This is a genomic window from Myxococcales bacterium (assembly GCA_016703425.1).
Lineage (GTDB): Bacteria > Myxococcota_A > Polyangia > Polyangiales > Polyangiaceae > JADJCA01.
In genome coordinates this window covers 155,675-175,902 of sequence record JADJCA010000009.1, presented here as the reverse complement: position 1 = coordinate 175,902, position 20,228 = coordinate 155,675, and the positions used below count along the sequence as shown (strand labels likewise).

General features: G+C 69.3%; 20 protein-coding genes. 7 read left to right on the top strand and 13 right to left on the bottom strand.

The genetic code is table 11. The features are described 5' to 3' along the window. Nucleotides 1–6: 6 nt before the first annotated feature. Together IPG50_18465 and IPG50_18460 are read left to right on the top strand one after the other, a co-directional pair. The gene (locus tag IPG50_18465; protein ID MBK6694167.1) at nucleotides 7–1,266 is read left to right on the top strand and encodes a sigma 54-dependent Fis family transcriptional regulator; all 1,260 of its coding nucleotides are present in this window, start codon (nucleotides 7–9) and stop codon (nucleotides 1,264–1,266) included. Nucleotides 1,267–1,325: 59 nt separating this feature from the next. Beyond that, nucleotides 1,326–2,549 carry a hypothetical protein gene (locus tag IPG50_18460; protein MBK6694166.1) on the top strand — a complete coding sequence of 408 codons (1,224 nt, stop codon included), beginning with the start codon at nucleotides 1,326–1,328 and terminating at the stop codon, nucleotides 2,547–2,549. A gap of 43 nt (nucleotides 2,550–2,592) precedes the next feature. Here IPG50_18460 and IPG50_18455 read toward each other — a convergent pair whose 3' ends face one another. The 3 genes from IPG50_18455 to IPG50_18445 all read right to left on the bottom strand — a co-directional run bounded on the left by IPG50_18455 (nucleotide 2,593) and on the right by IPG50_18445 (nucleotide 5,195). Beyond that, nucleotides 2,593–3,735 (bottom strand): PEGA domain-containing protein, encoded by a 1,143-nt coding sequence (locus tag IPG50_18455; protein MBK6694165.1) that lies wholly within the window; start codon nucleotides 3,733–3,735, stop codon nucleotides 2,593–2,595. Between the two features lie 106 nt (nucleotides 3,736–3,841). Next, nucleotides 3,842–4,666: a hypothetical protein gene (locus IPG50_18450; GenBank protein ID MBK6694164.1), complete on the bottom strand. Its 825-nt coding sequence runs from the start codon at nucleotides 4,664–4,666 to the stop codon at nucleotides 3,842–3,844. A gap of 76 nt (nucleotides 4,667–4,742) precedes the next feature. Next, nucleotides 4,743–5,195, bottom strand: a complete 453-nt coding sequence (locus IPG50_18445; GenBank protein MBK6694163.1) for a YbjN domain-containing protein — start codon at nucleotides 5,193–5,195, stop codon at nucleotides 4,743–4,745. On the opposite strand from IPG50_18445, the gene IPG50_18440 reads away from it, so the two are divergent. Continuing rightward, complete coding sequence (locus IPG50_18440; GenBank protein ID MBK6694162.1) at nucleotides 5,194–6,900, top strand: N-acetylmuramoyl-L-alanine amidase; 1,707 nt, start codon at nucleotides 5,194–5,196, stop codon at nucleotides 6,898–6,900. The two genes, IPG50_18445 and IPG50_18440, sit on opposite strands and share 2 nt — an antisense overlap. 13 nt (nucleotides 6,901–6,913) lie before the next feature. On the opposite strand, the gene IPG50_18435 is transcribed toward IPG50_18440, so the two are convergent. From IPG50_18435 to IPG50_18410, 6 genes are read right to left on the bottom strand one after another with little or no spacing between them, the layout of a single operon-like run. Beyond that, nucleotides 6,914–7,762: a hypothetical protein gene (locus IPG50_18435; GenBank protein ID MBK6694161.1), complete on the bottom strand. Its 849-nt coding sequence runs from the start codon at nucleotides 7,760–7,762 to the stop codon at nucleotides 6,914–6,916. 27 nt (nucleotides 7,763–7,789) lie between these two features. Further along, entirely contained in the window at nucleotides 7,790–8,320 is a 531-nt protein-coding gene (locus tag IPG50_18430) for a leucyl aminopeptidase (protein ID MBK6694160.1), read from the bottom strand. 10 nt (nucleotides 8,321–8,330) lie between these two features. Further along, nucleotides 8,331–8,765: a transcription antitermination factor NusB gene (gene nusB, locus IPG50_18425; GenBank protein ID MBK6694159.1), complete on the bottom strand. Its 435-nt coding sequence runs from the start codon at nucleotides 8,763–8,765 to the stop codon at nucleotides 8,331–8,333. A gap of 1 nt (nucleotide 8,766) precedes the next feature. Next, nucleotides 8,767–9,333: a 6,7-dimethyl-8-ribityllumazine synthase gene (locus IPG50_18420; protein ID MBK6694158.1), complete on the bottom strand. Its 567-nt coding sequence runs from the start codon at nucleotides 9,331–9,333 to the stop codon at nucleotides 8,767–8,769. Further along, nucleotides 9,330–10,499, bottom strand: a complete 1,170-nt coding sequence (ribB, locus tag IPG50_18415) for a 3,4-dihydroxy-2-butanone-4-phosphate synthase (GenBank protein MBK6694157.1) — start codon at nucleotides 10,497–10,499, stop codon at nucleotides 9,330–9,332. Before ribB ends, IPG50_18420 begins: the two co-directional genes overlap by 4 nt. Nucleotides 10,500–10,505: 6 nt before the next feature. Next, nucleotides 10,506–11,207: a riboflavin synthase gene (locus IPG50_18410; protein MBK6694156.1), complete on the bottom strand. Its 702-nt coding sequence runs from the start codon at nucleotides 11,205–11,207 to the stop codon at nucleotides 10,506–10,508. 131 nt (nucleotides 11,208–11,338) lie between these two features. Between IPG50_18410 and IPG50_18405 the strand changes: the two genes are divergently transcribed. After that, nucleotides 11,339–11,938, top strand: a complete 600-nt coding sequence (locus tag IPG50_18405) for a hypothetical protein (protein ID MBK6694155.1) — start codon at nucleotides 11,339–11,341, stop codon at nucleotides 11,936–11,938. Between the two features lie 61 nt (nucleotides 11,939–11,999). Here IPG50_18405 and IPG50_18400 read toward each other — a convergent pair whose 3' ends face one another. From IPG50_18400 to hemB, 4 genes are read right to left on the bottom strand one after another with little or no spacing between them, the layout of a single operon-like run. Continuing rightward, complete coding sequence (locus IPG50_18400) at nucleotides 12,000–13,106, bottom strand: hypothetical protein (GenBank protein MBK6694154.1); 1,107 nt, start codon at nucleotides 13,104–13,106, stop codon at nucleotides 12,000–12,002. Then, nucleotides 13,103–13,675: an inorganic diphosphatase gene (locus IPG50_18395; GenBank protein MBK6694153.1), complete on the bottom strand. Its 573-nt coding sequence runs from the start codon at nucleotides 13,673–13,675 to the stop codon at nucleotides 13,103–13,105. The genes IPG50_18400 and IPG50_18395 overlap by 4 nt, the downstream gene beginning before the upstream one ends. Beyond that, nucleotides 13,672–14,247, bottom strand: coding sequence for a hypothetical protein (locus IPG50_18390; GenBank protein ID MBK6694152.1), 576 nt, complete (start codon nucleotides 14,245–14,247; stop codon nucleotides 13,672–13,674). The genes IPG50_18395 and IPG50_18390 overlap by 4 nt, the downstream gene beginning before the upstream one ends. Before the next feature lie 16 nt (nucleotides 14,248–14,263). Next, entirely contained in the window at nucleotides 14,264–15,253 is a 990-nt protein-coding gene (hemB, locus tag IPG50_18385; protein ID MBK6694151.1) for a porphobilinogen synthase, read from the bottom strand. A gap of 144 nt (nucleotides 15,254–15,397) precedes the next feature. Between hemB and IPG50_18380 the strand changes: the two genes are divergently transcribed. Genes IPG50_18380 through IPG50_18370 form a run of 3 tightly spaced genes read left to right on the top strand, consistent with a single transcriptional unit; the run spans nucleotide 15,398 to nucleotide 20,225 of the window. Further along, the gene (locus IPG50_18380; GenBank protein MBK6694150.1) at nucleotides 15,398–16,408 is read left to right on the top strand and encodes a hypothetical protein; all 1,011 of its coding nucleotides are present in this window, start codon (nucleotides 15,398–15,400) and stop codon (nucleotides 16,406–16,408) included. 18 nt (nucleotides 16,409–16,426) lie between these two features. Continuing rightward, a complete protein-coding gene (locus IPG50_18375) occupies nucleotides 16,427–17,242 on the top strand; it encodes a uroporphyrinogen-III synthase (protein ID MBK6694149.1) in 816 nt (271 codons plus the stop codon). 58 nt (nucleotides 17,243–17,300) lie between these two features. After that, nucleotides 17,301–20,225 (top strand): HEAT repeat domain-containing protein, encoded by a 2,925-nt coding sequence (locus IPG50_18370; protein ID MBK6694148.1) that lies wholly within the window; start codon nucleotides 17,301–17,303, stop codon nucleotides 20,223–20,225. Nucleotides 20,226–20,228: the final 3 nt, after the last annotated feature.

Sequence of the window (20,228 nt, the reverse complement as noted above, 5' to 3'; positions counted from 1 at the left end):
GGACGGATGGATACGAGCGAAACGAAGCCGACCGTGACGCTGCGAGCGGAAGGACGGACCGCCGTCAGCTATTGGCTCGAGGTGCATGACGACGGGGAGCCGCGCCTCTTCCCGTTGCCCGTCGCGCCGGTCCTGGTGGGGACGAGCCCGCGCGCCGAGCTGCGACTCGACGACGATACCGTCAGCGGCCTTCACTGCCGGCTCGAAGCCGGCACTCACGGCGTTCGGGTCGTCGACCTCGCGTCGCGCAATGGCATCTACGTCTCGGGGGCACGCGTCGAGGCGGCGGAGTGCGGACCGGGCGCCGTCGTCGGCGTCGGGCGGAGCATGCTCGTGCTGCACGAGGTCCTTGGTGACGTCGACGCGCATGCGCTCGCCTCGGTTCCGCCGCTCACTGGGGTGGCCGGGACGTCGCTAGCGATGCGGCACCTCGCCCGTGAGGTGAGGAGGCTTTCGGAACAATCGGAGCCGGTGCTCATCATGGGCGAGACGGGCACAGGGAAAGAGCTCGTGGCGCGAGCGTTGCACGAAGAGGGGCGGCGCGCGTCGCGGCCCTTCGTCGCTGTCAATGTCGCAGCGTTGCCGCGCGAGCTCGTCGAGAGCGAGCTGTTCGGACACGAGCGCGGCGCCTTCACGGGCGCCGTCGCGCGTCGCGCCGGCGCTTTTGCCGAGGCGGAAGGAGGCACGCTCTTCCTCGACGAGATCGGTGAGCTTCCCCTGGAGGCCCAACCCAAGCTGCTGCGAGCGCTCGATGGCTACGAGGTGCGGGCCGTTGGCGGGAGCGGGAGCGGACGAAGGATCCCGACGCGCGTTGTGGCGGCGACCCACCAGTCGCTCCGCGAACGCGTCGACCGCGGGCTGTTTCGGCGAGATCTGTTCCACCGGCTGGAGGTCTTTGTGATCGAGCTGCCGCCGCTGCGCTCGCGTCGCGGTGACATTCCACTCATCTGCCACAAGCTCCTCGCCCTCGAAGAGTGCGTTCCTCGGCGCATGACGCCGGGCGCCGCGGCGCGGCTCACGGCCCATGACTGGCCGGGCAACGTGCGCGAGCTCAGGAACGTCCTCGTCCGAGCCGCGCACTTCGCCGGGGACGCGCCCATCGCGACGCAGCACGTTGAAATGGCCTTTCGGATGAACCCGTCGGGGCGACTCGCGCTTAGCCCTGGCGTCGCGCTAGCCCTCTTGCGTGAACATCAGGGCAACCTCAGCGCCGCCGCGCGCGCCGCTCACGTGCCACGAACCACATTCAGGCGACTCATTCGATAGATGAGCTCCAGGAGAAACGTCAGCCTGATGCGCGCCGTGGGGCCGGCTACCATTGGCGCGTGGTGCTCTGGCGCGTGACGCAGATGAGGTTTGTTGCCGCGCTCACGCTCGTGTCGTGCCGCGGCTGCGACCGCGGCGATTTGGGCGCCCGCGACGCGGCGCCCGCGATGGCGGTCGCCCCCGGCAGCAGCGGCCCGTCCGGCAGGGCCGCGCACGAAGTCGCTCTTGATGGACCGTTCACGGCCGATGCAACGCCGAAGGGGGGCGTCGTGGTGGCGGCGCTCGGTCAGAGGGGCGCGACGCTCGGGCTTGTTCGACTCGGCGCCGCCGGCGACGAAGGCTCGCGTCAGGTGCTCCTCGCGGACGCCCAAGCCACTGGCGCAAGCCCGTCGCTCTACGCATTTGCAGATGGCAGTGCGGGCGTGGTCTTCCAATCGACCACTGGGACGCGCGCCCTCCGCGTAGGCGTCCAAGGCGAACTCGCCGGGCCACCGCTCTCGGTCATCGACGCATGTGGTACGGAGGAGGCGCTCGTCTACGTGGACGCCAAGAGCAAGCGACTCCATCGGTGGTCAGCGAAGGCGCCACAGCAGACGCTGGGGGCGCTCCTTCCAGAGGGCGGACATCTCCTGTGCGGCTCGCGAGCCGCGTTCGTGGTCGTCGGCAGGGGGCGGGGCTTTTCTGCCACCGCCGAGGATGGGCGCTCGATCGTTCTGGTCGATGGCGTCGACCCCAACGCGGAGGGCGCGTCGGCGTTCTACGCAAGCGACGTGACGCTCGGCGTCGTCGCCGAGGGCGAACGTGGCGCTCTCTTGTGGGCGACGTGGCGTCTCGGTGATGACGCGCCGAAGCGCCGCATCTTGGCGACGAAGATTGGCGAAGGCCAAACACTGAACACAGCCGACGGCTCCGACACCCAGGTCGCCGTGTTGTTCTCCAAGGATGAGCGCGGGCGCTGTGACGGCGACGGCAGCGCGACGTACGATCTCTTGCTGGCGGGCGCGCCGACCGGCGAGCGCGTCGTCGCGGTGCCCAGGGTCCCGTGCGATCGCGACGCGACGCCGCCGGAGCTCGCCTATGGCGCGCGGGGGCCCACGCTTCGCTGGCTCGAGTGGTCCGACGAGCGCGGGGAGCGCCAAATGAAAAGCTTGGTGGTGACCGACGCGGAGCCAGCGCGAGCCGTCGAGACGCGGCTACCGACCGATGCCGTGCCGCTCGACTGCGCAGAACTACCTTGCGCGGCGGTGACGCGCATCGGCGGGCGTTTTCGCGTCGTGCGTTGACGCGCTACGGTGCGAGCTGACGGCATACGCTCAGCTCGGCAATTTAGAACGCCGCTTGCGCGCTGACGCCCCGCGCGTCACCGAGCATCGGCGTCACGAGCGGCAGGCGCCACGTGCCAACCTGCGGCTCGACGTCCTTCTTGGGGCCAAAGAAGAGCCAACCAAGGGCGAGGGCCGCACCGGCGATCCCGACGCCGACGCCCACGTTCGCGATGGTGTTGTCGGTGTTGCTCCGGTCGATGTCGTCTTGAAGCGCCTTGCACGCGGCGGCGAAGCGGCCCGGGTTCGCGGCGTTGCAGGTTTGCGAGTTGCCGGCCGGCGGAGTGGGTGGGTTCTGGATGAGGTTGGCCGTGCGCTTGGCGCTGTCGAGTGCGTCTTGCTTGAAGACGTAGAATGCGACGGCCGTCGCCGCGCCGGCGACGGCGACGCCAGCGCCGATGTAGACCGGCACCATGGTCTTGGGGCGGAAGCTCTTCTTGTTCGGCTGCACCTCGAAGGTGCCACCGGCGGGTCGCTCCTCGGCAACGGGGGCCGGCGCCGGCGTTGGGGCGGGCGCTGGCGCTGGGCTGGGCGCCGTCGCGGGCACCGGAACGGGCGCCACGGCGGGGTCCTTGGTGTGCGTGAGCTGCACGGGCAGCTTCTCGCCGGCGCGGGCAGAGACGCTCTTGGTCTCGCTGCTTCCGTCGGTGAGGCGGGCCTTCACGGTGTGATTGCCGGCTTCGACGTCGACGGGCTCCGAGAGCGGAGCCGCGCCAACAACGTTGCCATCGACGCTAATCTCGGAACCGGGCGGCGCGGAGACCTCGAGGCGTCCGAGCTTGGTGCGAGCCTCGGCGAGGCCGCGCTCTGCGTCGGCCCTTTGCGCAGGCGTCGCCGTCGTGGCCTCACGCAAGTACTGCTGGAAGTACTTGGCCGCCTCGAGCGGTCGATTCGAACGGAGCGAGCTTTGCGCCAGGTTCAAGAGCACGGCCGGATGCTTGCGGAGCGCATACGCCTGGAGGAAGGCCGCGCGGGCGGCCTCGTATTGTCCCTTGTCGAACCGGCCCACGCCTTCCTGGAAGCGAGCTCTCGCTTCCTTGGTGGTCGCGTCGTCGGGCTGTTGTCCGAAGGCGGTCCCCGCGGGGGTCGTGGCAAGCAAGAGAGCTAAGGCGCTCACCGCGGCGCGGCGTCGATGGTTCAAGTTCACGAGGCCCAGGATAAGCCGAGAGGGCACTTGGCCTCAAACGGACCGCGTCACAGCCGCCGAATGCATCGATTTTCCTTGCGCGGGAGGCCACGCGTGACGCGAACCCTCAAAAGGGAACATCGCGCACGATGCCGCCGGCGGGCGCGCCGGTCGGTTTGGCGGGCGTCGGCTTCGGAGGTGTAGGCGCGGGGGGCGGGCGAGGCTCTCGCGCTGCCGCGATGGGCGGGGGACGCCGCTCCGGCGCTCGTTCGGCCGGACGTTCCGCGGGCCTTTCTGCTGCCTTTTCGGCGGTTTTCTCGGCCACCTTTTCGGCACCGCGCGGGGGCTTGCCCTCGCCCTTGGCGGGTTTCTTGGGCGCTTCGGCGACCTCTTCCGGCGTTGGTGGCGGCGGGATCGAGTTCTCCCGCGGCGTCTCCGCGACCTTCGGCGGCGCCACAACGGGCTTCGGTTCGTCGCCCTTGAGCGCGAAGACGGCTCCGCCAATGATCACCAGCGCCACTGCGCCGAGCGCGACGAAGAGGCCAGTGCGCTTCTTGGGCACGGCGAAGGAGCCCGTCATCAGGTCTGACGACGACGGCACCGCGGGAGCTACGCGGGCCCGCTCCTGCATCGGAGCGATGGGAAATGAGGGGGCGAACGCTGCAGCCGGCGCCGCCGGCCCTGCGTGTGGTGGCGCCGCCGCGGGCGCGGGACCCGGCGCCACCGGTGGGGTCGCCGCTGCAGCCGCGAACGTGGGCGCCGCCAGGCGATCGCTAGGGCCGTTCGCCGATGGGGCCACGAGCGCGAGATCAGCAGCCGTGGGCGCCGGTCCGGCTGCAAAGGGCGCGTCGTCGAGCTCCCAGGAAGCCTTGATCTGCGATGCGAAACGGTCGAGCTCTTCGGGGCCGAGCGCGGGCGTGTCAGACTTGGCAAGGGAAGGGGCGCCGGCCATGAACCCAGAGGCTATCACCCGGATTTCGTGGCGCAAAGGCGCCTCGGATTGGGCCCTCTCCGCGCCCTTTCGAGGGCTAAAATTCCTTGCGAAGCGCGTCGTCCCATTCGTCGGCGACCTTGCCCACGGTATCGAGCAGATCTTCAAACTCCTCGTAATCGAGCCCCGAGAGCCGGCGGAGGGCGCGGACGTAGACCTCGTCCTTCTGCCCGTCGATGGCGAAGGAGGCGTCGCTCGTAGCGATGAACGAGAGCTCGAGGAGGCGCCGGTAGAACTTCTCGCGTCCCCCCTGCGGTACCTCCATGATGGGGGCCAACATCAAGAGCACCCCGTGATCGTCGAGCACATTGACGCCAACCGCGGCGGAGCCGCGTCTTACCTGCGTGTAGCCCGACTCGTCGAGCGGCTCAGCGGTGCGCCCCGAGCGCTCCGTGTAACGTTCCAGGTAAGCGTTGACCATCGCCCGCGCATCGGGGAAGACTTTGCCCGAAGCGCGATCGGCGTAGAGAGCTGTGGACGAGACCGACATGGGCAAGCAGCGTAACGCCAAGCGCGCTCATCCACCAAGGCTCGTGAGGTGGCTCGCGCAGCTTGGCGCCCTCGCAGCGGGCCTCGTGCTCGCTTGCGGGCAGCCCAGCGTGGGGGTGGCCGACGGCGGCGGCTCCGCCGAGGTTTCGGCAGCGCTGGCCAAAGCCCGCGCGCATGGGCTTCCCGGGGCTCCAGTCCTGTCACGCGCGGAGGCCCTCGCCCTGGGGCACGGGCTCGAAGCCGCGGCTCGCGATGAGGGCACGTCGGCGCGGGCCTTCGAGCTTCACCTGGCGGCTGCGCGCCTGATGGAGCGGACGTTCCGCCACCATGGTCGCGAACAAGACGCGAAGGAAGCGGCCGAGATTTTTCTCCTCGCGGCCCGTGATCGGCAGAGCCCCGACGCGTGTGGGGCGGCGCTGCGCGGGGCGCACCTCTTCGGTGAAGCGGTGCGCGACCCGGCCGCCGCCTACAAGGAACTCTACCGCTCGGAGCTCCGCCTCACGGGGAAGGGGGCGGCCGTCGACGGCGGCCGTCGGGATGCGGCGCCGACGGCCGACCCAGCTTGCGTGGCGCGCCTCTTGGCCGCGCGCGCCGCCCTCGACGCGTTCAAGCCCTCGGCGCTCGTGCTCGAAGCCGTTGTCCACGGCGTGGCCAGCGAAGGCGAGATGCCGCCGTCAGCAGCGGCCGTGCCGGTCGCACCGCCTCGCGTTGTGCGCATCGACGCTTGGCCCGGGCCCGAGGCGACGCGGGTCGTCATCGAGCTCGACCGTCCGGTGACGTTCCGCGTCGGTGACGAGGGGCAGGAGGGGGGGCGGGGCGCGCGCACCTTCGTGGATCTCGACGGCGTCACCGCGCCGGATCGTCGCGAGACGAAGCTCGTCGGCGTCGTTGCTCGCGTCCTCGCGGGGGCGACCTCGACCGGCGCGCGTGTGGCCATGGACCTCGATGGGCCCGGCTATCGACGCGTCTTCCACTTGCTCGAGCCCTACCGCGTCGTCGTCGACGTGGCGCGACGTCCGCCCGACTCGCGAGGTCGCCGCTCTGTGTCGCGGGTGCTGCTCGACCCGGGCCATGGCGGCGTCGACCCGGGAGCCATCGGCGCCGCGGGCCTCAAGGAGAAGGACGTTACCGTGGACGTGGCGCGCCGCGCCGCCAAGGTGCTGTCGGCCGACGGCCTCACGGTTCTCCTGACGCGTGACGATGATCGGACCGTATCGCTCGAGCAGCGTGCCGCGCTCGCCAACGGGGCAGCCGCGGACCTCTTCGTGTCGATCCACTGCAACGCGGCGGAGAATCGCGCCAAGCGCGGTGTTGAGACCTACGTGCTCGACACGGCGAGCGACGTGGTCGCGGGACGCGTGGCGGCACGGGAGAACGCCACGAGCGTCGCCGCCGGCGCCGAAATCGGCTCAATCCTCGCGAGCCTCCGCCTGAGTGATCACGCGAAGAGCTCGGTGCGCCTCGCCGAGCTCATGCAGCGCGCGGCCCTCGCCTCGGTGCGCTCCGGGTATCCCGATGTTCACGACGGTGGCGTGCACCGCGCTGGCTTCTACGTGCTCGTTGGTGCGCGCATGCCGAGCGTCCTCTTCGAGACGAGCTACATCTCGAACGAGACCGAAGAAGCGAAGCTCGGCGACGAGAGCTACCGGCAGCGCCTCGCCGAGGCCGTGGCGAACGCCATCAAGGCCTACCGCGAGGGTCGGTGAGGTGCCCACCGACTCAGCTGGGCACCCATCGCTGCCCGCGCAAGACGTAGCGTGTGGCGCCTTCGACCCGCAGCTCGCCAAGCGAGTGTTCCAGATCGCCTGGCAGCGTGAGTGCCATGGTCTCACCGAGCGCGTCTCGGTGAACGACGAGCTCGGGGCAAATCGGCATAAGGCGGCGCGCCGCTGCTCGCTCGAACGCGTCGTCGACATCGCGCAACGCGGCCAAGAGCTCGAGGCTGCGGTGCGTGGGGGGAAAGAGCTGGCACTCGCCCGCGTCGAAGCGCGCGAGGACCGCCTTTGGCGTAGCCCAAAACGCCATCGTGGTTTCGTGGGCGTCGTGCACCGCGTCTTGATCCCCGGGAGCTCGCGCCAGGTAGAAGCGCGTGTCGAAGCGGCGCGTTTCGACGACGGGCGTGATCCATCGCGCAAACGGGACGAGCGCCGCGAGGTCGAGCGTGATGCTCGCGCTGTCGAGGACGTCGCCGAAGGACTTGCCGCCCAGGAGTGCCTGCCTCAACGCGCGCCGCGTTTCCGCCGGTTGAGTCGGCCCGCGATGGAAGAGCAGACCCGCCTCTTCGAAACACTCGCGGCATGCCGCGACGGCGAGGGCCGCGTTGGCCTCGGGTTCGGCGAAGTCGTCACGCGCCGCCGGCGCGGCGGTGGCTCGCGCGAGCAGCGCTTCGTCGGTGTCGCCAGCGTCGACCTTGCCGCCGGGAAATACGATGGCTCCACCAAGGAACCCCGACGCCTTGGCGCGTTCGACGCACAGAATCTCGAGGCCGCCGGGGGCGTCGCGCAAACAGAGCACCGTCGCCGCGGCCTTCGGCTCGGGGCCTTCGCGGCCTAGCTTCACATCAAGCATGGGGGGCATCTCTCCTTTGCGCGGCGCTCATCGCTCGGGCGACGAGCCCATGGCGCTTCGCCCGCGACCCTCACGTCGGAGCTTGGTCGTGAAATACTTTCGGTCGGACTCGCTTTCGATGAACACGCAGCGATCGAGGAATTCTCCCGGCAGCTCAGCCTGGAGCAGCTCTGCGCGCCGCTCGGTGGCCAGGACGCCGCGACCGGGCAGCTCGACGAGCGCTCGCTTCGAGCCGAGCCCCTGAACGGCCACCTCGAGGCGATGGAGCCAGTCGGCGAACGCCGCGACGTCAAACTCAGCGCGTCGCCCGAGGCCGAGGATGAGCAGCTTGTCGAAGGGTAGGCGCGGGCGGCCCGGTGTCAGCACCGTCTCGGCGCCTCTCCCGGACAAGAAGCCGCCCTTGGCCAGGCGACTCAGCTTGCCGGCGAGGCGCCAGTCGAGGAGCCCGGCGACGTGACGAAAGGGGCGCTCGTCTTCGAAGGCGCCGAAACAGATGAGCTCGGCTCGCGCTTCATCGAAGGCGCGGAGCGACGGGTCGAGGAACCGGAGCGCCTCCACGGTTCCTCGTTCAGCCGCCGGCGGACTTGTCGGCGTTGTCGCGGCCGAGATCGTCGGCGATACGCGCGAGGACCCCGTTGACGAAGACGCTCGACTCGTCGCTGCCGAAAGACTTCGCCATCTCGACGGCTTCGTCGAGGACGACGGCGCGGGGAACGTCGGGACGCTTGGTCAGCTCGAAGGCGCCGAGGCGGAGCAGGTTGCGGTCGACGCGCGACATGCGCTCGAGTCGCCAGTTCGTGGATGCGCCGCGCACCAAGGGATCGATCTCTGTCAGACTCTCGGAGATGCCGCGCACCAGCGTGTCGGCGTACGCGCGCCCTTCCGGATCGCCGTCGAAGTTGCGCCAGAAGGCCGCGATGACGTGATCGGCGTCGTGTCCCGACGCCTCCATCGCGAAGAGCATTTGCAGCGCGGCCTCGCGCCCCGAGCGCCTGGCTCCCATGTCAGAGCCCCGCCGCGTCAAGCGCGCGACCGAGCGACACCATTTCGATGGCGGACAGGGCAGCGTCCCAGCCCTTGTTTCCCGCCTTGGTGCCGGCTCGCTCGATGGCCTGCTCGATGGAGTCGGTGGTCAGCACGCCGAAGGCGATGGGCACGCCTGTGGACAAGGACGCCGCCGCGACGCCCTTCGAGACTTCGCCCGCGACGTGCTCGAAGTGGGGCGTCGAGCCGCGAATCACAGCGCCGACCGCCACGACGGCGTCGACGGCGTCGCTCTCGGCGAGGCGAGCGGCGGCGATGGGGATCTCCCACGCGCCGGGCACGCGGACGACGGTGATGTCGCTCTCGCTCGCGCCGTGCCTCACGAGCGCGTCAATGGCGCCCGTCACGAGATGCTCCACGATGAAGTGATTGAAGCGACTCGCGACGATGGCGAAGCGCGCGCCGCTTGGGACCACGAGCTTGCCTTCAACACTGCGCGGCAGGGCGCGTGCCTCGGGCCGCGCGGCTAGCGGCTCGGCGGCGGACTTCTTGGACGGTGACGGCGTGCGGCGGGTTCGAAGGGTCATGCGAGCTTTGTGGCGGAGGGAGGGTCGAAGGAGGCGATGAGCGCTACCGAGTCGACGATGTTGATTCCGTAGCCGCGAATGCCGGCGATCTTACGCGGGTTGTTGGTGAGCAGCCGGATCTTCTGAACGCCCAGATCGCGGAGCACCTGCGCGCCGAGACCGTATTCGCGGAGCGGGTGCTCCGCGCCTTCCGGTGCGGCCGGCGCGCCGGCCGCTGAGTAGCTGAGGAGCTCCACTTCGAGGGCGCCGCGCGGTGGCAGGTACACGATGATGCCTCGCCCCTCGGCCTCGATGCGACGGATGGCCTCGCGAAGGTTCTTGCCGCCCTCCCGAGGGGTCGAAGCGAACGTATCGCCCAACACCGAACCCGAGTGCATTCTGCACAGAGTCGGTTGGGCCGCGTCGAGGTCGCCGTGGACCATGGCGAGGAGCTGCCGACCGTCGACGGCCGACTGAAAGACCATCGCGTTCCAGGTGGAGCGAGTCGTGTCCAGCACGACGGGATGTTCGGCGACGCGCTTGACGAGCCGCTCCGTCTGCAAGCGGTACTGGATGAGGTCGGCGATGGAGAGAATGAGCAGGTTGTGCTTCTTACCGAAGGCCTCGAGGTCGGGCATGCGGGCCATGGAGCCGTCGTCGTTCATGATCTCGCAGATGACGCCCGCCGAGCGCAGGCCCGCGAGGCGCGCGAGGTCGACGGAGCCTTCGGTGTGGCCGGTGCGCACGAGGACGCCGCCGTTGCGCGCCTTGAGCGGGAAGACGTGCCCCGGCGTCACGAGCTCGCCGGGAGAACAATCGGGGCGCGCGGCGACGCGGATCGTCTGCGCCCGGTCCGCGGCACTGATGCCCGTCGTGACGCCATGGCGCGCCTCCACGCTCACGGTGAACGCGGTGCCCAGCGGCGGGCCGCCGCGCCCAGGAGCGGCCATCATTGGGAGGTCAAGGCGGTCGATCTGCTCTTCCGTGAGCGTGACGCAGATGAGCCCGCGGCCGTGGACGGCCATGAAGCTTACGGCCTCGGCCGTCGCGAACTCGGCGGCCATGCATAGATCGCCTTCGTTTTCCCGGTCCTCGTCGTCAACGAGGATCACCATCTTGCCGTTTCGGATGGCTTCGATCGCGCGGTGGACGCGATCAACGACTTTGGGATCGACCAAGCTGATCATGATGCCTCACACGTATCCTGCGCGAGAGAGGCGCGCGACCCACTCGGCGTCCCTGGGCTCGGCCGTTGATTCAGGAGCGGCGCCGCGCGCTGCGAAGCCGGCGAGCCGCGCCACGTAGCGGGCGACAACGTCGACCTCGAGGTTGACGGCGGCGCCGGCCGCCAGCGTGCCGAGGGACGTTGCCGCGAGCGTGTGCGGGATCACCGTCACCTCGAAGCCATGGGCGCCCACGCCGTTGACGGTAAGGCTGACGCCGTTCACGGCAATCGAGCCCTTCTCTGCGACCAACGGCAGGAGCGCCTCCGGGAGGGTAAACCCCAGGCGAACGGCGCCGCCGTCGGCGGTGCGATGAGCGACAACGCCGCGAGCGTCAACGTGGCCCGAGACCATGTGACCCCCGAGCCGACTTGACGCTTTGAGCGCGCGCTCGAGGTTGACCGGGTGCCCGACCTTGAGGTCGCCGAGCGTGGTCCGCGTGAGGGTCTCGCGCGAGACGTCGGCCTCGAAGCTCTGCGGTCCGATGGCGACGACGGTTAGGCAGACGCCGTCGATGGCGACCGACTCACCCATGACGAAGGGATCGTCGCCGTCCCTGAGGGCGCGCGCGTACGGTCCCGACCCCTCGCAGCGGATCGTCACGCGGGCACCGGTGCCCTGCGCGGTCCGCCTCTCAAGGCGTCCCTGGTCTTCGATGAGGCCTGTAAACATAGGAAATCCGTGCTCCTTCGTAGTCGATTCTCCCGGTGCGTCCAGCGAAAGTCCCCGCCTGACGTCTGGCGACCGTCCGCCATCACGGAGTGGCGACACGGAGCGGCGGGGCTGAGATAAGGTCGTCAGCCATGCGCCTCGCCGCCCGTCCGCCGCAGAAGCGCGCGGCCCGCCTCGCTCTCGCCCTCGCCCTCGCGGCATCGGCGTTCGTCGCGCTCGCAGGCTGCGGGCCGAGCTTCCAGGCGGTGCACGAGGGCGAAGCCCGTTTCGAGCAGTGTTACGCCATCGACGAGGATGCTGCGGTGGCCCTCGAGCGAAAGGCGGCCTGCTGGAAAAATTGGGTGCAGCACCACACCTACGGTCAAACGCGCGATCGTGTTCAGTACGCCGTTCAGCGGTACCAGGCGCTCGCTCGGGTGCCGGCCCTCCCCACCGACGAAGCGATGATGCGGGCTGCGCCCGGCGAGGGACTTCAAGGCAGCGCGGTGGTGGCGCCGGCGCCGACCAGCGCCTTCGCGCCGCCGCCGAAGACGCTGGAGGTCGTCGCCGATGCTGGCGCCCCCGCGGCTTCCGCGGCACGGCCCGCTCCGCGGGGCCACGATCGCTCGCCCACCGCGGCATGCCTCGACGAGTGCGAGGCGACGTGGAATCGCTGCCGCGGAGAGTGCGTCAAGAAGTGCGACGAATGCGACAAGGCCGAGAAGGTGTGCACGCGCCGCTGCGTCAAGTAGCGCACGCGCGCGAAGCGCGAAGGTTGGGCTGTTGGGCGCGGGCGGCCCAACGACGCCGCCGTCAAGGGCAGCTTGGGCGGAAGTCCGGTCCGCACGGAAAAAGGCCGGCGTCGGCGTCGCTCACGGTGGGCCCCTCTTGGGCCTGGTCCGCAGTGATGGTTACCCCGTACGAGATGGCGTCGCAGGCCAAGCCGCGTCCGTCGTCGACGGCGCGCGAAGGAAGATCGGCCGCTGGACAGATGGTCTTCTTGGTCTCGCCGAGGTAGACCTCGTCGGTGCAATACCCGAAGGTCGCGAGGTAGCGCGCAAGGCCCAGGAGCAAGCCCGACGTGGGCGCGCGCGCCGCGATGATGCCTTCCTCGATTCGCAAGTGCGTGCCGACATCGACGATGCGCGCGCGGAGTTGAGCCTCCGTCCACTCGATGCGCAACGGACCCACGTGGAAGCTCAAGTCCTCAAAGCGCGCGTAGAGAATGTCGTCGGTGATGTAGGCCTCCTTCGAGGTGTTGCCCTGCGGCCGCAGCGCGTCGACGCTCCACCGATCGCTGCCGTCATTCCTGCGCAGTGGCCGCCCGCCGTCGGCGTCGAACGCCAAGCCGAGCGTAGAAGAAATGAGGCTTAGCTTGACGGCTCGGTCCTGAAATACGGGCGCGCCGCCGTCGCTCGCGAGCCGCTCGCGGCTCCAATCGTCGAGCCGAAACACGAGCCCGTAGGCGCCGTTGTCGAGGTTGAGGCTTCCTCCGATGAGGTTCTTGAGGAACGGGGCGAGCAGCGCACCGCCGCGGTTGTCGATGCCGAAGGGGCCATCGGGGGCGCAGGTGGCGCCGGGGAACGTGTTGACGCAGGTGGGCGCCGAGGGCGAGTCGCCGCAGCTTGTGCATCGGTTGTCGAGGTCGAGGCCGTCTTGCTCCGCGAAGTCGAAGCTCCGAAGCGCAAAGATGACGGGCGGCCCCGTGTTGAACAGCCCGGGACCCGTGGTCGGCACCGGCGGGACGCGTGCAGGCACGCACTCGGGGGCCGAGCCGTCGCTTGCATCGGCTCCCGGCGCCGCGTCGGCCGGTCGCGGCTCGCTGTAGCCGTCGAGCGAGTTGAGGAGCGAACAAGCGGCGAGCGCCGTCGCGGTGAGCGCAGCCACGGCGACGGGCGCGTGGCGAACGGCCCCCATCATCCCACTGCCTTGTGGGCGTTGCTGTCGGCCTTGTTTTCGCGAGCGCGGAGCGCGAGGTAGCCCTCGATGGCCTCGCGAATGATCTTGTTGGCCTCGAAGGGACCGAGGAAGTCTTCGACGACCACGCTCTTGTTCTCGAGCTTCTTGTAGTCCTCGAAGAAGCGGCGCAGCTCAAGGAGCACGTGGGGCTGAAGCTCGCGAATGTGCGAGTAGCCCTCGTACGCGGGGTCGTCCAAGTGGACCGCGATGATCTTGTCGTCGAGGCCCTTGTCGTCGCGCATCTGCATGACGCCGATGGCGCGCGCCCGCATGAGGCACATGGGAACGACCGGCTCCTGCCCGAGCACGAGCACGTCCAGCGGGTCGCCGTCGTCGCAGAACGTGCGCGGAATGAAGCCATAGTTGGCCGGGTAGTGGACGGCGCTAAAGAGCACGCGGTCGACCTTCAAGAGGCCCGTCTCTTTGTCGAGTTCGTACTTAACCTTCGAGCCCTTGGGGATCTCGATGAGCGCGGGGAAGCCGTCTTCGATGGGCTCCGCGATGGGAATGTCGTGCCACGGGTGGGTCATTCGGGGGCTCCGTCGCTCGCGTTTGATGCGCTGTCGGTTGAGGCTGCGTCGGTGCTGGCATCGGCGCCCGCATCGCCGGCCGCGTCGGCTCCTGCGTCCGCGCTGGCGTCGGCGTCGGCTGCCGCTGGGTACGCGTCGACGACAACGCGTACGAAGAACTCGGCGCAGGTGTCGTTGCCGACGCTGATGCCGGGGTTCTCTCGGTTTCCCGGATCGGCGAACTGGCGAATGACGGCGACGTTTCCCGAGGCGAGCGTGTATTGGCTCCCCGCGTTGGGATCGGCCGACGGGCTGATGAAGACGTTCACGCGCGCGATCTTCCGCTTGGGAAAGGGCGGGTAGAAATACCAGTATCGCTCGCCGGGGAAGGGAAGCCAGCTGCCTTCCGCCGGCGTCGACTCCCAGGTGTTCGCGTCGATCAGTCTTCCCTCGCCGGGGTTGCGGCCGAAGTCCGAGCCCGAGTACTCGCAGCTGCGAGCTTGGCACGCGGTCGTCGCGCTGCTCGTGGCGAAGAGCATCAAGAGCACGCCAAGGCCGCCCAGCACACCCGTCGCTCTGGGCCAATGGCGCACGATCGCGCGCGTGACGCTACGCACCCAAGAGCTCCGCGGCGCGAGACGCGTGGTACGTCAGGATGAAGTCAGCTCCGGCGCGGCGGATCGACGTGAGCACCTCCATCATGGCGCGGTCGAGGTCGATCATGCCGGAGGCGGCTGCGGCGTGGAGCATCGAATATTCGCCCGACACGTTGTAAGCGGCGAGCGGCAGCGTGGTGGCCTCGCGGACCTGGCGAAGCACGTCGAGGTAGGGCAGGGCCGGCTTCACCATGAGCATGTCGGCGCCTTCGTCTTCGTCGAGCTTCGCTTCGCGAAGGCCCTCGCGGGCATTGCCCGGGTCCATCTGGTAGCCGGCGCGATCGCCGAACTTCGGCGCGCAATCGGCAGCGTCGCGGAAGGGGCCGTAGAACGCGCTCGCGTATTTCACGGCGTAGCTCAGGATGGCGGTGTTCTCGAAGCCCGACTCGTCGAGGGCACGACGGATTCGCCCCACGCGTCCGTCCATCATGTCGCTTGGCGCGACGATGTCGGCGCCCGCCTTCGCGTGCACCACGGCCATCCGCGCGAGCACCTCGAGGGTGGCGTCGTTGTCGACCTCGACGGCGCCATTGGCCAGCGTGCGCAAGACGCCGCAGTGACCGTGATCTGTGTACTCGTCGACGCAGACGTCGGTCATGACGAGGAGCGACGGCGCCGCGGCCTTCATCTCGGCGACGGCCCGGGGGACGGGACCGTCGGGATCACATCCGCTCTCGCCGCACGCGTCCTTCGTCTTGGGTAGACCGAAGAGGATGACGCCGCCCAAGCCGCGTGAGGCGCACGTCTTGGCGACTTGAGCCGCGAGCTTGATGGGGATCTGCGAGACGCCGGGCATCGTCTCGATGGCGCGGGGCTCGTCGATGCCGGCGTGGAAGAACAGCGGGAGGACGAGGCGCTCGGGCGTGAGCGTGGTCTCGCGGACCAGGGCTCGCATGGCCGCCGACGTGCGGAGGCGTCGGGGCCGGATGGCGGGAAAACCCATGGGCAGGAAATAGCACACTGTGGCGCGGTTCTTGGTGGCCCACGCTGGGGGCTTCTTGGGCACGGGGCGCTTTTTCTTGGCCCGCCCGGTCGGCCGCACGACACCGCTTGCTCCGTGGCCCTTGGCGAGAGAACCTTACGCGCGATGCCTTCCTTCTTTGGACCGCGTCTTGCGGCGCGTCGTCGGCTGCTCGCGCTGGGCGTGCTGGCCGTCGTGCCGTCCGGCGCCCTCTTTGCGTGCGGCGCGCGCACGGCACTGACGGCGCCGGAAGAGGCCGTTGTCGCGGCCGGTGACGCGCAGGCGACCGACGTTCGTCGCGACGCTCCGCGCGACGCGGCCCTCGAGACGCTGCCGCCCATCGACGCGCGACCACGCGATTCGTCGCGCAACGACTGCCCCGACGCAGAGGCCACGTTGGTCTACGTCGTGACGGAGGCGACGGAGCTCCTGGCATTCAATCCGGCGGCGGGAACCTTTCGACGCATCGGGGCGCTCGCGTGCCCGGCACGCCGGAACTACCGGCCGTTTTCGATGGCCGTGGATCGCGCCGGCGTGGCCTACGTGCTCTACGAGGAGGAGACGACGGTGAACCCCGGGACGCAGCTGTTTCGCGTCAGCACGCTCACAGCTGCTTGCGTCGACACCGGCTTCGTGGGTGGCCAGCAAGGGTTTGCTTCCTTCGGGATGGGCTTCTCGTCAGACCAAGGGGGGCCGGCGGAGACGCTCTTCGTAGCTTCCGATAGCGACGTGAACGGGAGCGCCCTCGGTAGCATCGATACGACGAGCTTCGCGGTAACCCGCATCGGCACGTTCGAGCCTCAGATATTTCGCGCCGAGCTGACCGGCACCGGTGACGGTCGACTCTTTGCCTTCTACGACAACGGCGGCGGCAACGGTTCGGCGCCATCGTTTATTGGGGAAGTCGACAAGGCGAGCGGCAAGATCATCGCGGAGGATACGCTCGCGAGCCTTGGGCAAGGGAGCGGCTGGGCCTTCGCGTTCTGGGGCGGAGACTTCTACACGTTCACTTCGCCGACGGGCGCCGCATCGCGCGTCAATCGCTTCAACCCGACCACGAAGGCGCTCACCCAAGTCGCGACGTACCCGTCTCGCATTGTTGGCGCCGGCGTCTCGACGTGCGCGCCGTCGCGCTAGGCGTTACGAAGAGCTGAGATGCCTGACGACCTCGCCGGTGTTCGCGTCCTCGTCACCCGCGCGGCCGACCGGAGCGATGCCTTCGCGGAGCTCTTGCGGGAGCGAGGAGCGGAGCCGGTCGCGGCCCCGCTCATCGAGCTTCACGTCATCGACGTGTCGCCGGAGCTCGACGCTGCGGCCGCTTCGCTCCCGGCCTACGACTTCGTGGCGTTCACGAGCGCCGCCGCCGTGGCTCCGTTCCTTGTGGCGATGGCGAAGCGAAACGCGAGCGTCGCTCCCCATTCCAAGGTCGTGGCCGTGGGCCCAGCCACGGCCGCCGCCCTCGAGGCTGCGGGCCTGACAGTGACCGCCGTCGCCGAGGAGCATCGCGGCGAAGGCATCGTCGACGTGGTCGTTCATCAAGGCGCTCACGCGGGCATGCGGCTGCTCCTTCCGCGCGCGCGCGTCGCTCGTGAAGCGCTTCCGGAAGCACTTCGCGAAGCCGGCTTGGTCGTTGACGTCCTGCCGGTCTACGAGACGCGGACCGTGCCGCCGGCGACGCTGAAGGCGCCGCTCTTGGCTCTTTCGCGCGGCGACGTGGATGCGGTGACGTTTACCTCGGCGAGCACCGTGGACAGTTTCGTTGCCATCGCGGGCGACCGCGAGAGGGCGGCTCACCTCTTGTCGCCCTGCGTCGTGGGCAGCATCGGCCCGCTCACCACGGAAGCGGCCGCGCGCCACGGAATCCGCGTCGACGTGACCGCCGAGGTCCAGACCGCGGCGGCCTTGGCGGAGGCTTTGGGAGCGTATTTCGTGACCCGAGTCCCGCACAAATTGCGACGCCCGGCGACTTGATGGACAATGGCGAATCGTCGCGCGCCGTTCGGCACGGCCGCGTCGCCACCGCTCGCCCATGTCCCTGAGTTCCCTCCTCGTTCAACGTGAGGTCGCGACCATTCGCGATGTCGAGGAGGCGCTTGCGCGCCAGGTGCTGTACGGGGGCGATCTCGTGACGAACCTCCTCGAGTGCGCCACGGTCGACGAGAACAAGCTCGCGGAGGTGCTGGGGGAGAGCATGAACCTGCGTCCCGCTGGCGCCGGTCCCTTGCCGTCCGACGAGCAGGCGCGATCGCTCGTGCCGCGCGACGTCGCCGACAAGCGCTCGATCTTGCCCTTGTGCCTGACCGATGACGGCGAGCAGCTTGTCTTGGCCGTCGCCGAGGCTCTCAGCCCCGCGGATGAAGAGAAGCTGATGTTCGCCCTCGGCATCCCGCTCGTGCAGCGCGCGGCACCGCTGGTGCGCATCCGTGAGGCGCTCGCGCGCGACTACGGCCTCGTGGCCGACCGTCGCTTCGACCGGCTCGCACGTCGATTGCGAGGCGAGCGCGTCGAATCGATGCAGCCGCCCGCGGTGCGCACGAAGGCCAAAGAGCCCACGCCGGCGCCCAAAGCCACGATGTCGCGCTCGACCATCGCGTCGTTCCCGGCGCCGCAAGGGGTCGAGGCCATCGTGCCGCGCATCGAGCCCACGCCCCAGCCGATGCCCGTGCACCATACGCTCGCGCGCGAGGGGCCGCCGGCGGCGCGCCCGCCGCGTCGTCGCAACCGGCCGCTGACCTTCGACGCCGCGAAGCGCGAACTCGAGGCGCAGCAGGACCGCGACGGCCTGCTCGATTTGTTCTTCGATTTTTCGCGGCAATATTTCGACTATGCCGCGCTCTTCGTGGTGCACGGCGACATCGCCGAAGGGCGTGACGCCTTCGGGGCCGGCGCTACGCGCGATCGGGTCGCCGCGCTGGGCGTGCCGCTCGACATGCCGAGCGTGCTCTCGGTCGCCAAGGAGCGTGGCGTCCCCGTGGTGTCGGTGCCTCCCAACGAGGGCATCGACGGCATCTTTCTGACCGACCTCGGTCGCCCGCCGAAGGGCGAAGCCATCGTCGTTCCTCTTGTCGTTCGTCGCCGAACGGTGGCGCTCCTTTACGGCGACTCCAACGACACCGACGCTCCCATCGAGAATCCCTCCGACGTGACGACCTTCTCGCTGCTCATGGGCCAGGCCTTCGAGCGGCTCATCATGAAGAAGAAGGTCGGCAGCTCTGACCGCGCCCTCAGCACCGTTCCGCAGCCGACCCGCGAGGTGCGCGAGACGTCCGACGAAATCCGCGCGCACCGCGCTGCTCTCCTGTCGCGTGTGGTTCGCGAGGGGAGCGTGCCGCCGCCGCCGTCGCTGCCGCCGGAGCTCGATGCTCCGCGGTCGGCGCCGCCGCCGCCCGAGATGCCTCGCCACGAGACGCCAGCGTCGCCCGCTGCGACGAGCGTTCCGCCCCCGCCGGTCGACGCGCCTCCGCGGCCCGAGTCACCGACGGGGCGCATGGGCACGGACCCGCCGCCCGAGAACGTGCTCGTGGTTCGCAAGCCGGTGGGGCCACCCATCCCTCGCGAGGATCCTGTCGATCCGACTACGAGGCCGCCGGAGCAGGTCTTCGAGCCGCGTCGTTCGCAGCCGCCGGCACGTCCGTCGGGAAGGCCATCGGCGCCGCCACGCCGCAGCGCGCCGCCGCTGCCGACGCGACGGAGCGCTCCGCCGATGTCGCCCGGCCGCGAGCCACACGTCGATGTGCCTGAGGGACTTCGCGCGCCGAAGGTTCCCGAGCTGGGAGTCGAAGTCGACGACGCCGCCGCGACGCCCATGCGGTCGCCCGTCGCCGAGACGCAGGAGTTGGAACCGGGGCAGGGGGCGCCGGTGCCCGAGCCGGAGCCGTCGGGACCGTCGCGCATCGAAGCCGAGGAGCTCACGCCGCAAGCCGCTGCCAAGGTCCTCGCGGAGCTTGAGGGCGAAGAGATCGACGACGACATGATCGAGGAGAGCGTGCCGGCGTCTTTGCCGCCGCTTAGTCAGACGGTTGTGGTCGCTGCGCGTCGTCCGCCGACGGCGCGCGGCGTCACGGAAGAGTTGCCCTCCATCATGGTGGACGTTTCAGCCGAGCTTGAGGTGCTCGTCAAAGACGTTGTGGCGGGACGCAACGAAGAGCGCGCTTCGCAGGAGCTGCTCCGCCAAGGCGCTACGGCGATGCCGGCGATCATGGCGAGCTTCCCCGGCCCGATTCGCAATGACCTTCGCGGCGACGAAGAGTTCTTTCCGCCCTTCAGCACGTGCGGGACCGTGCTTCGGCTCGTCGCGGCACAACGTCGGGTGGCGCTGCCCTACATCCTTCCCCTCGTCTCGCACGAGCGCGAAGAGCTCCGGTTCTGGGCCGTGTTCTCCATCACCGAGCTCGCGTACCCCGACATCTTGCCGGCCGTCGTGCCTTGCCTCTTCGACGAGAGCGCGCGCGTTCGCAAGGCCGCGAGGCTGTCGGTGGGCGCCATGTCGCGACATCACGGCGAACAAGTCGCGCGTGACCTCGGGCGCTTCGTGCGCGACGCGCAGAACGAGCGACGCAAGCGCGTCGAGGTCATTCGTCTGCTTGAAGAGATTCGCGACGCTTTTGCGGTGCCGACCTTCATCGCGTTGCTCGACGACGCGGATCGCGAGATCTACGGTGCGGCGCTCCGCGGTCTCGAGGTGCTTTCGCGGCAGGAGCTCGGTGGCGACCCCAAGAAGTGGAAGAGCTGGTGGAACGCGCACTCGTCGATGCACCGCATCGAGTGGCTCATCGAGGCCTTGATGCACGAGTCCTTGCCGCTGCGGAAAGCCGCGAGCGACGAGCTAAAGGCCATCACAAAAGAGTATTTTGGGTATTACCCCGACGAGTCGAAGCGCGATCGTGAGAAGGCGCAGACGCGCTACCGCGATTGGTGGTCGACGGAGGGGCGCCTGAAGTTCGCGGTGCATTGAGGA

What these genes read in the sequence shown, in the direction of transcription:
- IPG50_18375 (MBK6694149.1), top strand. Translation starts at nt 16,427, where the DNA reads ATGCCTGACGACCTCGCCGGTGTTCGCGTCCTCGTCACCCGCGCGGCC.
- IPG50_18450 (MBK6694164.1), bottom strand. Translation starts at nt 4,666, where the DNA reads ATGGCCGGCGCCCCTTCCCTTGCCAAGTCTGACACGCCCGCGCTCGGC.
- IPG50_18395 (MBK6694153.1), bottom strand. Translation starts at nt 13,675, where the DNA reads ATGACCCACCCGTGGCACGACATTCCCATCGCGGAGCCCATCGAAGAC.
- IPG50_18420 (MBK6694158.1), bottom strand. Translation starts at nt 9,333, where the DNA reads ATGACCCTTCGAACCCGCCGCACGCCGTCACCGTCCAAGAAGTCCGCC.
- ribB (MBK6694157.1), bottom strand. Translation starts at nt 10,499, where the DNA reads ATGATCAGCTTGGTCGATCCCAAAGTCGTTGATCGCGTCCACCGCGCG.
- IPG50_18445 (MBK6694163.1), bottom strand. Translation starts at nt 5,195, where the DNA reads ATGTCGGTCTCGTCCACAGCTCTCTACGCCGATCGCGCTTCGGGCAAA.
- IPG50_18380 (MBK6694150.1), top strand. Translation starts at nt 15,398, where the DNA reads ATGCCTTCCTTCTTTGGACCGCGTCTTGCGGCGCGTCGTCGGCTGCTC.
- IPG50_18410 (MBK6694156.1), bottom strand. Translation starts at nt 11,207, where the DNA reads ATGTTTACAGGCCTCATCGAAGACCAGGGACGCCTTGAGAGGCGGACC.
- hemB (MBK6694151.1), bottom strand. Translation starts at nt 15,253, where the DNA reads ATGGGTTTTCCCGCCATCCGGCCCCGACGCCTCCGCACGTCGGCGGCC.
- IPG50_18465 (MBK6694167.1), top strand. Translation starts at nt 7, where the DNA reads ATGGATACGAGCGAAACGAAGCCGACCGTGACGCTGCGAGCGGAAGGA.
- nusB (MBK6694159.1), bottom strand. Translation starts at nt 8,765, where the DNA reads ATGGGAGCCAGGCGCTCGGGGCGCGAGGCCGCGCTGCAAATGCTCTTC.
- IPG50_18400 (MBK6694154.1), bottom strand. Translation starts at nt 13,106, where the DNA reads ATGATGGGGGCCGTTCGCCACGCGCCCGTCGCCGTGGCTGCGCTCACC.
- IPG50_18370 (MBK6694148.1), top strand. Translation starts at nt 17,301, where the DNA reads ATGTCCCTGAGTTCCCTCCTCGTTCAACGTGAGGTCGCGACCATTCGC.
- IPG50_18435 (MBK6694161.1), bottom strand. Translation starts at nt 7,762, where the DNA reads ATGCTTGATGTGAAGCTAGGCCGCGAAGGCCCCGAGCCGAAGGCCGCG.
- IPG50_18440 (MBK6694162.1), top strand. Translation starts at nt 5,194, where the DNA reads ATGGGCAAGCAGCGTAACGCCAAGCGCGCTCATCCACCAAGGCTCGTG.
- IPG50_18405 (MBK6694155.1), top strand. Translation starts at nt 11,339, where the DNA reads ATGCGCCTCGCCGCCCGTCCGCCGCAGAAGCGCGCGGCCCGCCTCGCT.